This window comes from Sphingosinicella sp. (assembly GCF_041916975.1).
GTDB lineage: Bacteria > Pseudomonadota > Alphaproteobacteria > Sphingomonadales > Sphingomonadaceae > Sphingosinicella.
Genome location: NZ_JAYRYK010000001.1, coordinates 3,422,025 through 3,436,659 on the forward strand (window position 1 = coordinate 3,422,025; position 14,635 = coordinate 3,436,659).

A 14,635-nucleotide genomic window follows, 5' to 3' on the forward strand; every position below is an offset into this window, starting at 1 on the left:
GTTTCAATCCTTCGCGTGCAACAATGCGGAAGGCGTCTCGTGCGCGTCTCCGTCTCTCTCGCTGCGGATGGCGAGTTCGATGCGCCACAGGATGAAGAAGGACACGATGCCGATAAGGATCGCAACCACGCTCATCACCTCCATGCCGACCGTAACGGCAAGGAGGCCGCCGAGCCCCGGTCCCACCGCACCCGTGAGATAGAAGGCGCTCCCCACGTAAACCGCGCCGCGTCCGCTCGAATCCAGCGCGGCTGCCGCGCCGAAGAGATAGGGCGTCAGGAAGTAGATCGCCGAGACATTGCCGATGGTGCCGAGCCGGAAGCCCAATTCATTCGGTTCGCTTACAAGTATGGCCACGGCAGCGGCTAGCACCGTAAGGCCGATCCCGACCGGAACAGCGCGGCCGAATCTGCCGCCGATCAGCGATGCGAGGCCCGCTGCGCACAGCGCACCGAAAATCGCCACTGATATCGCCATGTCGATTGCTCCGATCGAAAGCCCGGCTTTTTGGCCGATGAGCGCATAAAACACCCACATCATGCCGCTGACGCACCCGATCAGAAATGTGATCGCGCACAAGAGCGCGATGCGGCGTGCCGTCACCGGATCGAAACGGTCCGTGCCATTCTGCGCGGTGCTGGTCGGCGCCTTGACCCGCAGCGAGCGGGGCAGCATGGCTACGAACGGTATCGTGGCCAGCAGCGCCAGAAATACCATCCAGAACGGGGTGAAACCGGCGTAAAGTCGTGTTGCCAGCGGCATTGCGGCCACAATGGCCATTCCATAAATGATGTTCACCACCGAAAGGCGTGCAAAGGCGCGGTCGGGATCCGGAAACATCGCGGCTGCGGCGTTCATCATCATCAGGCCGAGGCCGGCTCCGGCGCCGGCCGCGCCGCGCGCCAGCATCAATGTCGCATAAGTGTCTGCGATGATGGCAAGCGCGCTGCCGCCAACGGCGAGAAGGATGCCGCAAACCGCAAGCGTAGCGATGCGAGCGCCGATCATGAGCCGTGCCGCGACGACCGCGGCAAGCGCCATCGCCGCCATTTCGGCGGAAAGTACCATGCCGCCGCCGAACTCGCCGAGCTGCCGTGTATCTGCGAGTTCGTGCATCAAAAGCGGCTGCATCCACCAACTGGCGTTCGCGACGCAGGCTGCGCCCGCTGCTGCGATGAAAATCCGCCCGCTGTTCTGCAAACCTGCGCTTGATGTGTCGTGCTGCACTTCGCGTTTCCCCGCCCAACATTCCGGCGCGATGCCGGCTCCCATGCTGACATGATGCCAGAGTGCAGGGTCGGGCAAGGTCACCGTGTTGGGTGACGCTGTGGCGGATGCCTGCATCACGGTCACGCTTGAAGGGTATCGCGTGCTGGATCGTTGCACCCTAGCTTCGTACCGGTTCGCAGCAGCCTTGAAAGAGGGAATTCCTATGTCGCCAGCTGTTTCGGTTGCCGAAGCCATTGCAGAGCGTTCGCGCCGTTTCGAAACCGCCTACGGTGCCGCCGATGCCAATGCGCTGGTCGAGGCGTATTTCGCTGGGGACAGCCATGGACCGATGGCTTTGCCGCCCGGAGGGGCGCCCCCGGTGCGTGGCCGCGCGTCGTTGAAAGCGATGTTTGTCGGCATGTTCGCGGACGCGCCGAAAATCCGGCTGGAAACCGTGGAGCTGGTCGCTTCGGACACGGTCGCGACAGAGATCGGCCGGGCCTTTCTCACCACCAGGGACGGAGTGGACGTCATCGGGCGCTACGTCGTCTGCTGGGTTCTGACCAGCGACGGTTGGCGGGCCAAAGTGGATTTCTTTGCCCAAGACGGCTGGGCGGATTGAACGTGCGGCGCCTGGAGAGGGGAGGCGATCTTGACGGGTGAACTGGCTGGCAAGGTCGCGGTCGTGGTCGGCGGCAGCGGCGGCATCGGCGCCGCGACCGTAAGGATGCTCGCGGACGCGGGCGCTGTTGTCGCGATCGGCTATAATCGCAGCCACGAAAAGGCGGAGGCGCTCGCCCAAACGCTTTCCGGCGGCGGCCATTCCCTCTTTCGCATCGAGGTGGACAGTGGCGCTTCGGTACGCGCGGCGGCGTCCGAGGTTCTGCATCGCCACAAACGCACGGACATTCTCGTCAACGCCGCCGGCACAACGAAGCCGGTTCCGCACGCCGATCTCGAAGGCCTGCCCGATGATCTTTTCGATCGCATCCTGATCAGCAACGTGCGTGGGCCATTCGCCACGATCCGGGCGTTCGCCGAGGCATTGAAGGCGAACGGGGACGGGGTCGTCGTCAATATTTCGTCGATATCCGGCTTCACGGGATCGGGCAGCAGTGTCGGCTATTGCGCATCCAAGGGCGCGCTCGACACGATGACGCTGTCGCTGGCGCGCGCGCTCGGCCCGGAGATTCGCGTACTCTGCGTTTCGCCGGGCGCCGTCGCCACGGATTTCCTGCCGGGCCGGGGGCGGGAACAACTCGAAAAAGTCGCGCAGGCGACGCCACTGAAGCGGGTCGTCGAGCCCGAAGACGTCGCGCGTGCGGTGATGGCGTGCATCACCCACCTGCGGGCCACGACGGGTGCAAGGATCGTTGTGGACGGCGGTCGTTTCTTGGTGTGATGAACGCATTGGGGCGGTTATGTACCCTTTCCAGGGCATTGTACTGAAGAATTCCGCCAGTAATTTGGGAACATCTCTTGCGGTTCGGGAGTAGCCGAGTGTTCCTGCATCCCCAGTCCTGCCCCTCCGTGGACCTTCGGCCCGCAGCTTCTCGTATTGCGCCCAACGATTGGGAGATTCTCAGTCAATACTGGTATCCCGTGGCAGAGAGCAGAGATGTCGGCCCCGATCCGGTCGCGGCTCGCCTGCTGGATGTCGATTTGGTCATCTATCGCAGCAGTACTGGCCTTGCTGTTGCCCTCGACAGCTGCCCTCACAGGCACATACGACTAAGCGCCGGTAGACTGACAGAGGGCCATATCGTTTGTATTTATCATGCCCTGGCATTCGACGGGGAGGGCCGCTGTACGCATATCCCGGCGGTCGGCAATGGCGCACGTATCCCGGAAAGCTACCGCCTTCGTACCTTTCCCGTTCGGGAACGCTATGGGCTGATCTGGACAAATCTATCGGAGGGTGAAAAGGCCGACATGCCCTATCTTTCCGGGATCCCGGATGATGGGTCAGGTATCTGCTTTATCAAGACCCGGGACTGGCCAGTGTCCGCCGCGCGTCAGGTGGAAAATTTCGTTGACCTCGGCCATCTGCCGGTGGTCCATTCGGCGACGCTTGGCAATGATGAAGCTACGCGAGTCGTACCCGGTAGGGTCGTTCAACACGACGATGGCGTCGCTCTGCACGCTTACTACGTAGAACGTCCATTCGGTGGCGACGAAAGGCAGTGCGAGTATATCTATCGTATTATTCTGCCGTTCGCGATCGACTTCACCATCAACGACAAAACCGGCCATTCAATGAAGCTTTATGAAGTTGTTGCGCCGATCAGCGCCTACAAGTGCCGGGTTTTCCAGTTCATGAAGGATACGCGAGATGTTGATGAGAATCACCGTCAGCTGATCGAGGGACTAGATGCTGTCAATCTGGAGGATATCGCTGTTCTTGAAAATCTGATGCAGCCCGATCTGCCGCTCAACTCGTATCACGAGCTACATCTTCAAGCGGATAACATCTCACACGCCTATCGGCACCGGCTCGTCGAATTGGGGCTGGGACGCGGGGACGCCGGATCGGACGCACTGTTGCGTAGCGTTTCGGCGAACTGATCAAACGAAAGAGGACGCTGATGGCCGCCATTCTTAAGCTCGATACTTATCGACAATCTGCGGAAGCGGGGAGCCGTCTATTTCCGGGAAATATTCCGCAAACTGCTTTCGAGGCGGTACGCAGACCGCTTGAAACCGCGCAGGTCTTGCCGCCCAAGGCCTACACGGACCCGGATTTCTATGCCTTCGAGGTTGAAAAGGTGATGATGCACAGCTGGCTGCCCGCCGGCCGTGCCGACCAGATCCCCAATCCCGGCGACTACTTCACCTATACGCGCTTTGGCGAAACGGCGCTGATCGTGCGTGATTTCGACAATGAGATTCGTGCCTTTTCCTCGGTGTGCCGCCATCGCGGCTATCCGGTTGCGGAGGGGCAGGGGAATTGCGGCAAGCGCGGCTTCACCTGCCCCTATCACGCCTGGCGCTATCGTCTCGATGGAACGCTGGCGGCGGCGCCGTTCATGCAGGAAGGTTTCGATCCGTCCGTGTGGGCGCTGCCGCGCTTCGGCGTCGATGTCTGGCAGGGCTTCATCTTCATCAATTTCGACAACGCCGCTGCGCCGCTATCGCCGCAACTGAAGACGCTGGACAAGGCGATCGAGCCCTTCGGCCTGACAAACCTGAAATGTTCGACAATGCGTGAGAAGGCGTGGCCGGGAAACTGGAAGGCGACGCTCGACAACTTCACGGAGGCCTACCACCAGCCGTTCGTCCATCCGACCACGTTCGAACCGTGGGCGCCGGCGCGAAAGGGCGTCTACGAAGAGGTGGATGGCCCCTACAACCTGTTCTGGCTGCCATCGAAGGACGGCAAGGACATCCCCACCGAATGGGATTCCATTCCCGGCCTGCCAGAAAAACATCGCACGGCCTTCATCGTGGTAAACATTTTTCCGCTGTTCCACGCGCTCATTGATCCGTCCTGCTGGGTCGTGCTCGATATGAACCCGCACGGCGTCGACAGCCTGACCGCGCGTTGGGACGTGCTGGTCAGGGAAGAAACGTTCAACCGTCCCGATTTCGAGAAGGAACGGGATCATCTGACCGAACTGCTGATCCCGACCTGGAACGAGGATGAGCACGCCTGCGCGACGGTGCGGAAGGGACAGCGTTCGCGTTTCGCCGAACAGGGACATTACTCCTGGATGGAGCGTTCGGTTCACCAGTTCCATAGCTGGATGGCGGAGCGATACTGCGAATGACGGACGTGGTGGCCTTTCTGGCTGCACTGGCCTCTGGGGCGCCTGTCATCAAAGTTTCCGGCCGTGTTGAAGGTCTGCCGTCGTTCTCGCTGCAACCCGGCCAGGTGATCGTGGGCGATGGCGATACCGCCGGTCTTGCATTCGCGGCGGACGGTATTGTGCTGACCGCGAACAACACGATCTCTGGTCTTGCGCTGCTTTGCCCAGCGGAGTGTTGCGCGCTCCGCATCGCTGCTGATGCGGCGTGCGGGCGGATCGCGCTCGCGGACCTGCACTGCGAAGGGATCGTGCATCTCGTTTTCACGGCCGCGAACGGTGACACGGTGCTTTATCTGCGAAACCTCTTCGTTTCCGATGCTGATGCCTCTGCCTGCCTGCCCCGCCCTTTCGGAAACGGTGTCGAGGTGCAGCAGGGCGCACTCACCATCTGGAATCGTTCGGAAACGGATACCACGATCGCCGTGGACGCGCGGGGCCTGCGGATCGGGGATGCCGGAAAGCCGGTTCGCGGTACCGGCCTGTTCGTGGCGGGGCAGGGGGAAACCGGGCGCGGGAAGGTGGTGCTGGAACGCTTCGAAACCGGAGATGTCCATTCCGATTCCGGTCTGCCTGAAGGCACTACGCAAACGGTGTCGGGCGGCATCTTCTTCCTGTTCGGCGTGGAAGGCGACGAGGTAGGCACGATCGGCGACGTATCCACGCGTGGTGCGAATGCCGTGCCGATCGATACGTGGGCGAGGCTGGGGCTATGGACGGTGGACGGCAACGTCCGTTCGTTCGGACCGAGCGCGGTCGGTTTCGTCAATGCCGGCGACCTGGGTACTTGCAAAATCACCGGTACGCTCGAAACCTTCGGCGACGGTGCGCGGGCCTGCTGCATCTACGGTCCGACCGGCAGCTTTGTTGCCGATACAATCCGCACCCACGGCCGCGCGGCGACCGGCGTTCAGGTGGTGAACCGCCTGGAACGGTTGCAGGTTCGTTCGGGGCTGTTCACCGCAGGCGACGCGGGCGAGGGGCTCGTGAAAGGCCGGATGGTGGCAACGCCGGCGCATGGTGTGGAGGTGGAAGCCGGCGGCTATCTTGGTGAACTCGACAGCGGGGTGATCGAAGCGACGGGCCGCGACGCGCTTGCTGTTCACGTCGAAGGGACGCTTGGAGCGATCGTGCGGCCGCGTCTCTAGCGGAGCATCTCCGCTTTTGATCCACTGCGAAGCGCGAGAAGCGTTGCCAGCAAAGCAACGCCGGCGCAGCCAAATGCCGTTCCCGCGAAGGACAGGGCGAGGTCGGCGGATGCGCCCGCCAGCGGGCTTGCAAGTGCGCTGACGCTGAACTGCAAGACGCCGAGAAACGCCGATGCCGTTCCTGCGAAACCCTCGGGCGCGTGTCGCATGGCAAGCGATACGGCGTTGCCGAGCAAGATGCCGAGATTGGCCATCAGCAATACCCACAGCACGGCGAACACCATCGCTCCGGCGACGCCTGCAAATAGGCTGGCCATCATCGCAGCCGTGATCAGGAATTGCAGCGCCATGCCGATCTTCAGCAAGGCTTCGTCGCCGAGCTTCGGCAGCATCCAGTTATTGATCTGGCAGACACCGATGAAGGCAACGGAGCTTGATGCGTAAAGGATCGAGAACTCCGTGCTGCTCCAGCCGTACTGGTCGATGAACAGGAACGAACTGCCGGAAAGCGTCGCGAACATCGTTGCCGTGCCGAACGCTGCCGCGATTGTCGCCAACAGGAAGACCGGTTGCCGAAACAGTTTGCCGTAGCCGGAGAAAATGCCTTGTGCGCGCTGTCTCCGCTCCGGCGGCAGGCTTTCGGGGATTCCTGCATAGCTCCACGCCATGGTCGCCAATCCGGCCACAAAAAGGAACAGGAAGATCAGCCGCCAGCCGCTGACGAGCAGAAGCGCGCCGCCCAAAAGCGGTGACACGAGCGCCGTGACGCCGAGAACCTGCATCATGATCGAATACAGGCGCGCCGCGGCGTCGGGATCCCACAGATCGCTGATAATGGCCCGCGCGAGCACGAGCCCGGCGGAGGCGCCGATCGCCTGCAGGAAGCGCGCCGCAATGAGCAGTTCCATTGATGGCGCCATCATACCGCCAAGTGAACCCAGGCAATACACGGCAAGCCCGGCAAGGATCGGCCCGCGACGGCCGAAGCGGTCGCTGATCGGTCCCCAGAGCGCCTGTCCCGCTGCCAGGCCGATCAGGAAGATGGAGAGCGTGACCTGCGCTTCCACAACACTTGCATCCATGTCGCGGGCGATCGCCGGCAGGGCAGGCAGATAGCTGTCGATGGCCATGGCATCGAGTGCAGTCAGCATACCGAGCAGCACGATGGCAGGGCGTCGGAGAGCCCGTGATGACGATGCGCGATGAGAATGGCAGGAGGCGTCCATGGCGGTGACGATGCCAAAGCGGCGCTGTCGCCGCCCTACCCTTGAAAGGTTAGTTGCGATCCGACCACCCGGCGAACAGGATGCCGAACAATTCGGTCTGGCTGGAGATGTGCAGCTTCGCGTAAGCGCGTTTGCGGTGCGTGGTGACGGTGTTGGGCGATATGCCGAGCCGCCCCGCGATCGCCTCGGCGCGGTATCCCATCACGATCGCGGCGCAAACCTCGGCTTCGCGGCGGGTAAGCCCCGGTTGGTGCTCGGCGAGCAGGCGGTAAATCGTCTGTTCCCGGTTGGCGGTGCTCGCTTCAACACCTTCAGGTCGTCCCCAGACCAGTGCGGCGTGCCGCCTCACGAGGCTGAGGGCGAGAGGCAGGGCGAGCCGGAACCGGGCAATGTCGTCCGCTCCGTAGCCGGTTGGGAACGAGGAGGCACCGAGATAGAGCGTGCTTCCTCCTGCGTGGCTGAAGAGCGACAGTTCCTGCGGGGCGCCCACCGAATCAAAGTATTTCAGTCGGAAATCCACGTCCCTGTCCTCGCGGTTCTGGAGGACGAGTTCGTTTCCCCCTTGTTCGACGCGGTGTGCAATGAACACGGCGTCGGTCACGTGATCCTCCTCGGCATATTCGCGGGAGATCCGCCGCGCGCGCGCCGTCAGGCTTTCGTTGCCGCCCTCGGTGACGAGCACACGTCCCGGCAGCCCGTCGTCGAAGATTTCGATGGCGAACAGTACGGATACGGGTCCGATGCTCGCCACCCAGTCGTAAAGCGCGCGTTCGAAGGTGTCCCTGCCAAGGACATCGATCAGGGACGCCAGCGCCCGCCATGCGGCGCTGGAGGGCACGGCGTTCATCTCGGCTTCCTTCCGCGCGAAGGGATGGTGTTCGTTCCCAAAACCAAACGTGCCCGAAATAACAGCCACCGGCCAATACCTTCGCCGGGCGACAGGCGCTGATCGAACCTGTCATGGTGGGAGGGTATGGCTTTTTGCCGTGCCGTGCTTCAGCCTGCGCTACCGGGTCAGCTTCAAGGTGGGTGGGAATGCAGATATATCTCGTTGTGGTGAAAGTGCGGCTTTGCCTACCCTATGCACATTGGGAATCGTGTTTCGATGCAGACAAACCGGCGCGCGCCGCTGCGGGGATAGAGGATGTGTTCCGCTATCCCGTGCAGGGTGAACAGGCCGCGCTCTACGGCGTGAAAACCGCGCACCCGCGCATGGTGCATGATTTCGTCTACGATCCGGAAAAGCGCCCTTTCGTGGAAGCATCCGGGTTCGTGGTGGGCCGCGAAGAGATCACCATCTGCGAAGTCAACGACTAGTGGCGGCTTTCGGCGCGCCGCTTATCGCGCTGCCGAGCTCCCGCAAGACGGCTTTCGGCGTGATGCGTGCCGCGGCGTTTGCTGGCGATGCGGAGCTTCCGGCGGAAGTGGACGTGATTGTCGTCGGCGGAGGCCTGAACGGCGTGATGAGCGCCTATTTCCTCGCCCGGCGCGGTGTCAGGGTATTGCTATGCGAAAAGGCGGAGATCGCTTGCGAAGCATCGGGTCGCGCCTTCGGCTGGGTGTCCGAGCTGTTGCTCGATCCCGTAAAGATGCCGCTTTCGGCGGAAAGCAAACGCCTCTGGCGGGACGTTCATGCCGATGTGGGGGAGACCGGATTCCGTCAGGATGGTCTGTTCTACTTTGCGGAAAATCGCGAGGAGATGGATTTCTACGCGGACTGGCTCGCTTCCGTGAAAGGCGCCGGAGCGCCCGACACGCAATTGCTGACGGCTGCCGGGGTTCGCGCGCGCTTTCCCGGTGGGGTCGGGGATTGGGCGGGAGGGATTCTCGCGCCGAGCGATGGCTGCGCGGAGCCGCAACTTGCCGCGTCCTTGGTCGCCGGGGCCGCGCGCCGCGCCGGGGCGGTCATCATGACCGGCTGCGCGGTTCGCACGCTCGATATCGCCGGAGGGCGGGTCGCGGGCGTCGTTACCGAGCGCGGACGGGTTCGGGCGCCGCAGGTGCTGTTCGCGGGAAATGCGTGGTCGCGTTTGTTCTGCGGCAATCATGGTATCGACGTGCCGCAGCTGTTCTTCCACATGACGATGGGCCGCACCGAGCCGCTGCCGGACGGGCCGGTAGGCTGTGGCGGCCAAGAAAGCTGGGCGTGGCGCAGGCAGATCGACGGCGGCTATTCGCTCGGACGTCTCCGTGGCCAGAAGGTGCCCCTGACCCGCGATTGCATCCAGCTGTTTTCGCGTTTCATTCCGGCCATGATGTCCGAATGGAAGAATGTTTCGCTATCGCTCGGGGCCGATTGCTTCGCAGATTGGCGCCGGTCGCGCCGGTGGGGTGCAAATGATGTTTCGCCCATGGAGCGGGAGCGGGCACTGGTTCCGGTCCCGGACCGCGCCGTGTCGGAAATGTCCCTCAAGCTTAACTGCCGGGCTTTCCCGGCGTTCGAGGCCGCTCGCGTGGCCGAGTGCTGGGCAGGCGTGATCGCTGCGACTCCCGATAACATGCCGATCGCCTCTGCGGTGGGGAGTCTGCCCGGCTTCTACCTTGTCACCGGCTGTTCCTACGGCCTCACATGGTCGCCGGCACTTGGCAAGCTGATGGCGGATATTATCACCGGCGCGCCGCCGACGCTCGACCCCACGCCATTCCGCCATGCCCGCTTCTTCGATGGTTCCGCTCTTCGCCTGACACACTGACGGCGCCGAAAACGGTCACCTGTCACGGGTATGGATATGCCTTGCGCCGCTGCTAGGATTGCTTGTGGGAAATTTGTGGTCGGAGCGGTGAGACGGTCAGGGCCGAACAGGTCGCTGAAATCCGCTGTGTTTCTGAAGAGGGATAAAACCATGCTTTGCAAGAGCCTTCACCATGCAGCCTTCCGCTGCAAGGACGCGCGGGAGACGGTTGAGTTCTACACGGGTGTGCTTGGTCTCAACTTCATTCACGCCATGGGCGAGGATCATGTCCCATCGACCGGTAAGTACAGCCCGCACATCCACATTTTCTTTGAAATGGAAGATGGCAGCTGCATCGCCTTTTTCGAATGTCCGGAGGACGCAGGCGAGACGTCCGGCCGTGATCCGGCGACGCCGGACTGGATTCAGCACTTTGCCTTTCGCGTGAAGGATATGGACGTTCTGTTGAAGGCCAAAGCCGATATCGAAGCCAAGGGCATCAATGTCGTCGGGCCGACCAATCACGACGACTTCCTGCATTCGATCTACTTCTTCGATCCCTCCGGCCATCGGCTGGAACTCAGCGTCCAGACACTGACACCGGAAATGGACCGCGTGCACCGTACCAGCGCGATGGCGGTGCTGGAGCATTGGGACGAGCGCCACAATTGGTCGGAACGTGAAAAAATCTTCGGCGCGCAATCGGGTTACGTTCACGCCTGAGTTCCTACGCGGCGGTTGAAAACAGGGAGAGATAATGAAGATGGGTACGCGGACCGGCCTTGTCTGGCACGAAACCTTCATGTGGCATCAGCAGGGCAAGTTTTCTGGTCTGATGCCCGCGATCTATCCCGTACAACCCGGCCATCACTATGAAACGCCGGAAAGCAAGCGGCGGATCAAGAACCTGTTCGATGCCTCTGGCCTGACACGCAAACTCGCGCACATCGAGCCGCGCCCTGCGACGGATGCCGAGCTGCAGCGTGTCCACAAGCCGGATTATCTCGCGCAGCTTGCGCGCGACAATGAACTGCCGGAAGCCTCCGCCGGTTTTGATGCGCCGTTCAGCCGCGGCAGTTTCGATTTCGCCCGGCTTGCCGCCGGCGGCGCGATCGAGGCCGTCGATCAGATCCTGAAAGGCGATCTAGACAACGCCTACCTGCTGGCGCGTCCGGTCGGACACCATGCGGAATCGGGCATTGGCAAGGGCTTCTGCCTGGTCAATAACGCGTCGATCGCTGCGGCCCACGCGCTTGCCTCGGGGCTGGAGCGCGTGGCGTTCGTCGACGTCGATGTGCATCACGGCAACGGCGCTGAGGAAATCTTCTGGCGCGATCCGCGCGTGCTCACCATTTCCGTGCACCAGGACCGCTGGTTCCCGCCGGATACGGGCGACGTTTCCGCTGTCGGGGAGGGGCCTGGCAAGGGTTTCAACCTCAACATCCCGCTTCCCGCCGGATGCGGCTTCGGCGCCTACAAGGCAGTGGTGGACGAGGTCATCGTGCCGGCGCTCGAGATTTATCGCCCGCAGATGCTGTTCGTGCCGTTCGGCTTCGATGCTGGCGCGCAGGATCCGCTGGGCCGGATGATCCTCGGTTCGAACCACTTCCGTTATATCGCGTCCGAACTGAGGGCTGCCTCACAGCGCCATTGTGGGGGCAAGATGCTGGTCACGCACGAGGGCGGTTATAACGAGGCGACGACACCGTTCATGGCGCTCGCCATGATCGAAGCGGTTTCGGGCATCGACAGCGGCGTCACGGACCCCTATGGCGCGATCATGGACGGTATGCCGGGACACGAAATTTTGCCGCATCAGCGTGCAGCGGTGGATGCCGCACGAGCGAATCTGGACGGGATCCGCGCTGCAACGGGGGCATGACCGGCGAGATCGCCAACTATCACGCGCACATCTATTTCGATGTGCATCAGGCCGATATCGCACGTTCGCTCGGAGAATGCGTGCTGGCGCGCTTCTCCGATGTCAGGATGGGGCGGGTCCATCTCGTTCCCGTCGGACCGCATCCGCGTGGCAGTTGCCAGCTGACCGTACCGCGCGCGCAGCTTGCCGAGGTACTTGAATATCTCCTTGTCCATCGGGGCGACCTCACCATCTTCGTCCACGCGAACACCGGAGATGATTTCGCTGATCACACGCAGTATGTGATGTGGCTCGGCTCCAGCGAAACGCTCGACCTGTCGGGCTTCTGAAGGCGCCCTAGCCAACTACGCCGTAGGGTGTGGAGGAGGGGACATAAATCTGCGCGAACAGCTCCGCCTTGCTGGAAACGCGCAGTTTTGCATACGCCCGCTTCCGGTGCGTGGCGACAGTATGCTGTGAGATGTTGAGGTTGAGGGCGATAGCCTCGGAGGAATAGCCCTTGGCGACGAGCACGCAGATCTCCGCCTCCCGCGACGTTAATCCGCAAGGATGCTCCATGAGCATTGCGTGAATCTGCTCGAATTCGCTGGGCCTTTCGGCATTCGCCGCCGTGGCTTCTACGATCTGTCGGTGCTTCTGCATCAGCGCGAGGATGAGGGAAGCCTGCTGGCGGACAAAGTCCTGCTCCTCATCCGAAAAATGCTCCGCGCATAGGCCGATATAGAGCAGCTCCGGGCCTTCTCCGTCGAAAACGGCGATCTCTTCCCGATTTCCGAATCTTTCAAAATAGCGTTCGCGGAAATCCCGGTCCTCGAAGTCCTCGACATGATGCAGTCGGACCGTGGGGCCAGGCGACTTTTCCTGGCGGACCTCGCGCAGTGTCTTGTCGGTTCGGAAATCAGTTCCGGCATAGGTACGTGCGGCATCCTTGGCGCGGCTGCGCATACGCGCCGACAGCGTTTCCGTCATCAGGTGAATGGCGCCGTCGTCCTCCGGGCGTATGGCGTAGGCGAACAGCAGCTTTGCCGATACTCCTTTGCGCAGATACTCGTGCAAGGCTCTCGAAAACCCCGGCGTGCCGAGTGCTTCCACCACCTGCGCGAGGTCAACTGCGGAAGACGAGCCGGGAGCCATCGAAGAAGCGCTCATATCTGTAATCTTTCAGATCGAGCTGCGGCGTGTTGCCCATCACCAGATCGGCAAGGGCCTCGCCAGCGGCCGGTCCCATGGTCAGACCATAGTAAAACCCGGTGCCGAGGTACAGACCCGGCAGTTGGGGGGCTGCGGAGAGGACCGGCATGTTGTCGAGGGTGGTGACGAGCGTTCCGGCCCACCGCTCGACCTCCTCGGCACCTTCGAAGACGGGGAAGTCGGTGACCATCCTTGCTTTTGCGGCATCCAGAAAGCCATGCCGGATTTCCGGCATCAGGATACGGTTGCGCTCGAAGGGGGAGACGTCATCGAGCGACCACGTGCGCGGTGTCCGCAGGTCCGCGAGGAACGCGGACGGAGACAGTACGGGATCGACCTCGTTCCACATCGCCCGGATCGCCGGTAGCAGCCGGAACGCATGGCGCAAGGTCTGCGGCGTGATGGGGACTGCGCCGTTGATCGCGCCGACGGTGTAACAGTCGTCGATCTGGCGCCGCCACACGTAGCCCGGGCCCCATGCAGATATTTCCGGAGAGTGCGCCGCCCGCGGCCGAAGTGACAGCATCGAAGCGTTGGCGTGGAATTGCGGCAGCGGGATGCCAAGACTGCGAGCGAACAGTGGCGACCAATAGCCGCCCGCCAGCACGACGGACTGGCAGGCGATCGGCCCCCTTTCCGTGACAACGCCGGAAACGCGGCCACCGCTCGTTTCCAGTCCGCGCACGGCGCAGTTTTGCAAAATCTTCGCGCCGCGCCGCCGGGCGGCGGCGGCCATTGCTGGCACCGCAAGCCGGGGTTCGACCGATGCGTCGCTCGGTTGATAGAGCCCCCCTGCGAAGGCATGGGAGGCCCCTGGCACAAGCGCCGCGACTTCGTTCGCGTCAACCAGCCGGGCATCCACGCCGGGCATCCCTTGCACGGAGGCAAGCCAGCCGGCCGCGAAGTTCCGCGCAGAATCGTCAGCGAAAAGGCTGACGACGCCGCTTCGCCGATAGCCGGTTTCGCCGCCGATACGCGCGTTCATGTCCGACCAGAGCGTCTTGGAACGGCTGATCAGTTCCATCTTTGCGGGGGCCAGGAACTGGCTGTCGACCCAGCCGACAGAGCGGCCCGACGCTTCACCCGCAACCACGCCTTTTTCACACAGCGCGACCGAAACCCCTCTTTCCGCAAGTGTCAGCGCCGCTGAGCAGCCGATGTAACCGCCGCCGATCACGACGACGTCGACCGCATCGGGAAGCAGCGTATCGCCCGCGACAGGGGCCGCGCGTGCGATACCTGGAACGATACGCCCTCCATGGCCGGTGAGAACCCGCGCCATTTTCTTCAGCATCTCCGCCCGGTTCCTTCCATCGTCCCAGTTGCCGCTACGTGGTGGCACCGCCACTCTTCCGGCTATATCCCCTCACAGGGTGATAGGCGCTTTCGCGATGGAAGGCGCCCAAGTTCACGCGCGTGTCGCTTGTGCCTCCAGCTACCCGGTGTCGGGTATTAACGCCTGAAAATGTGCCGCTTATCGTTGGCTTCGTAAACGCGCCTGATA

15 protein-coding genes are annotated in these 14,635 nt (G+C 62.5%); 10 read left to right on the forward strand and 5 right to left on the reverse strand.

The genetic code is table 11. The features are described 5' to 3' along the window. Positions 1–3 precede the first annotated feature (3 nt). Positions 4–1,344 (reverse strand): MFS transporter, encoded by a 1,341-nt coding sequence (locus tag ACE3TJ_RS16165; RefSeq protein WP_374597957.1) that lies wholly within the window; start codon positions 1,342–1,344, stop codon positions 4–6. On the opposite strand from ACE3TJ_RS16165, the gene ACE3TJ_RS16170 reads away from it, so the two are divergent. The 5 genes from ACE3TJ_RS16170 (at position 1,328) to ACE3TJ_RS16190 (ending at position 6,160) form a co-directional block, all read left to right on the forward strand. Then, positions 1,328–1,831 carry a nuclear transport factor 2 family protein gene (locus tag ACE3TJ_RS16170; protein WP_374597959.1) on the forward strand — a complete coding sequence of 168 codons (504 nt, stop codon included), beginning with the start codon at positions 1,328–1,330 and terminating at the stop codon, positions 1,829–1,831. The two genes, ACE3TJ_RS16165 and ACE3TJ_RS16170, sit on opposite strands and share 17 nt — an antisense overlap. Before the next feature lie 30 nt (positions 1,832–1,861). Then, positions 1,862–2,611: an SDR family NAD(P)-dependent oxidoreductase gene (locus ACE3TJ_RS16175; RefSeq protein ID WP_374597961.1), complete on the forward strand. Its 750-nt coding sequence runs from the start codon at positions 1,862–1,864 to the stop codon at positions 2,609–2,611. Between the two features lie 98 nt (positions 2,612–2,709). Beyond that, entirely contained in the window at positions 2,710–3,774 is a 1,065-nt protein-coding gene (locus ACE3TJ_RS16180; protein ID WP_374597963.1) for a Rieske 2Fe-2S domain-containing protein, read from the forward strand. A 20-nt stretch (positions 3,775–3,794) separates the two neighbouring features. Beyond that, positions 3,795–4,976, forward strand: a complete 1,182-nt coding sequence (locus ACE3TJ_RS16185) for an SRPBCC family protein (protein WP_374597965.1) — start codon at positions 3,795–3,797, stop codon at positions 4,974–4,976. Beyond that, positions 4,973–6,160 (forward strand): hypothetical protein, encoded by a 1,188-nt coding sequence (locus tag ACE3TJ_RS16190; protein WP_374597968.1) that lies wholly within the window; start codon positions 4,973–4,975, stop codon positions 6,158–6,160. Before ACE3TJ_RS16185 ends, ACE3TJ_RS16190 begins: the two co-directional genes overlap by 4 nt. Here ACE3TJ_RS16190 and ACE3TJ_RS16195 read toward each other — a convergent pair. Together ACE3TJ_RS16195 and ACE3TJ_RS16200 are read right to left on the reverse strand one after the other, a co-directional pair. Continuing rightward, positions 6,157–7,386: a multidrug effflux MFS transporter gene (locus ACE3TJ_RS16195; RefSeq protein WP_374597970.1), complete on the reverse strand. Its 1,230-nt coding sequence runs from the start codon at positions 7,384–7,386 to the stop codon at positions 6,157–6,159. The two genes, ACE3TJ_RS16190 and ACE3TJ_RS16195, sit on opposite strands and share 4 nt — an antisense overlap. A 49-nt stretch (positions 7,387–7,435) precedes the next feature. Next, positions 7,436–8,233: a LuxR C-terminal-related transcriptional regulator gene (locus ACE3TJ_RS16200; protein ID WP_374597972.1), complete on the reverse strand. Its 798-nt coding sequence runs from the start codon at positions 8,231–8,233 to the stop codon at positions 7,436–7,438. A 188-nt stretch (positions 8,234–8,421) separates the two neighbouring features. Between ACE3TJ_RS16200 and ACE3TJ_RS16205 the strand changes: the two genes are divergently transcribed. The 5 genes from ACE3TJ_RS16205 to ACE3TJ_RS16225 all read left to right on the forward strand — a co-directional run bounded on the left by ACE3TJ_RS16205 (position 8,422) and on the right by ACE3TJ_RS16225 (position 12,269). Then, entirely contained in the window at positions 8,422–8,703 is a 282-nt protein-coding gene (locus ACE3TJ_RS16205; RefSeq protein WP_374597974.1) for a hypothetical protein, read from the forward strand. Then, a complete protein-coding gene (locus ACE3TJ_RS16210; RefSeq protein ID WP_374597976.1) occupies positions 8,703–10,079 on the forward strand; it encodes an NAD(P)/FAD-dependent oxidoreductase in 1,377 nt (458 codons plus the stop codon). Before ACE3TJ_RS16205 ends, ACE3TJ_RS16210 begins: the two co-directional genes overlap by 1 nt. Before the next feature lie 75 nt (positions 10,080–10,154). Continuing rightward, positions 10,155–10,781 (forward strand): VOC family protein, encoded by a 627-nt coding sequence (locus tag ACE3TJ_RS16215; protein ID WP_374597978.1) that lies wholly within the window; start codon positions 10,155–10,157, stop codon positions 10,779–10,781. Positions 10,782–10,815: 34 nt separating this feature from the next. Then, positions 10,816–11,940, forward strand: a complete 1,125-nt coding sequence (locus ACE3TJ_RS16220) for a class II histone deacetylase (RefSeq protein WP_374597980.1) — start codon at positions 10,816–10,818, stop codon at positions 11,938–11,940. Further along, positions 11,937–12,269: a DOPA 4,5-dioxygenase family protein gene (locus ACE3TJ_RS16225; RefSeq protein WP_374597982.1), complete on the forward strand. Its 333-nt coding sequence runs from the start codon at positions 11,937–11,939 to the stop codon at positions 12,267–12,269. Before ACE3TJ_RS16220 ends, ACE3TJ_RS16225 begins: the two co-directional genes overlap by 4 nt. Positions 12,270–12,276: 7 nt before the next feature. Here the strand turns inward: ACE3TJ_RS16225 and ACE3TJ_RS16230 are convergent, their stop codons facing one another. Together ACE3TJ_RS16230 and ACE3TJ_RS16235 are read right to left on the reverse strand one after the other, a co-directional pair. Continuing rightward, positions 12,277–13,074 (reverse strand): LuxR C-terminal-related transcriptional regulator, encoded by a 798-nt coding sequence (locus ACE3TJ_RS16230; RefSeq protein WP_374597984.1) that lies wholly within the window; start codon positions 13,072–13,074, stop codon positions 12,277–12,279. Beyond that, positions 13,046–14,473 (reverse strand): NAD(P)/FAD-dependent oxidoreductase, encoded by a 1,428-nt coding sequence (locus ACE3TJ_RS16235; protein WP_374597986.1) that lies wholly within the window; start codon positions 14,471–14,473, stop codon positions 13,046–13,048. The genes ACE3TJ_RS16230 and ACE3TJ_RS16235 overlap by 29 nt, the downstream gene beginning before the upstream one ends. Positions 14,474–14,635 lie beyond the last annotated feature (162 nt).

What these genes read in the sequence shown, in the direction of transcription:
- ACE3TJ_RS16185 (WP_374597965.1), top strand. Translation starts at nt 3,795, where the DNA reads ATGGCCGCCATTCTTAAGCTCGATACTTATCGACAATCTGCGGAAGCG.
- ACE3TJ_RS16220 (WP_374597980.1), top strand. Translation starts at nt 10,816, where the DNA reads ATGAAGATGGGTACGCGGACCGGCCTTGTCTGGCACGAAACCTTCATG.
- ACE3TJ_RS16205 (WP_374597974.1), top strand. Translation starts at nt 8,422, where the DNA reads ATGCAGATATATCTCGTTGTGGTGAAAGTGCGGCTTTGCCTACCCTAT.
- ACE3TJ_RS16195 (WP_374597970.1), bottom strand. Translation starts at nt 7,386, where the DNA reads ATGGACGCCTCCTGCCATTCTCATCGCGCATCGTCATCACGGGCTCTC.
- ACE3TJ_RS16200 (WP_374597972.1), bottom strand. Translation starts at nt 8,233, where the DNA reads ATGAACGCCGTGCCCTCCAGCGCCGCATGGCGGGCGCTGGCGTCCCTG.
- ACE3TJ_RS16165 (WP_374597957.1), bottom strand. Translation starts at nt 1,344, where the DNA reads ATGCAGGCATCCGCCACAGCGTCACCCAACACGGTGACCTTGCCCGAC.
- ACE3TJ_RS16190 (WP_374597968.1), top strand. Translation starts at nt 4,973, where the DNA reads ATGACGGACGTGGTGGCCTTTCTGGCTGCACTGGCCTCTGGGGCGCCT.
- ACE3TJ_RS16230 (WP_374597984.1), bottom strand. Translation starts at nt 13,074, where the DNA reads ATGGCTCCCGGCTCGTCTTCCGCAGTTGACCTCGCGCAGGTGGTGGAA.
- ACE3TJ_RS16225 (WP_374597982.1), top strand. Translation starts at nt 11,937, where the DNA reads ATGACCGGCGAGATCGCCAACTATCACGCGCACATCTATTTCGATGTG.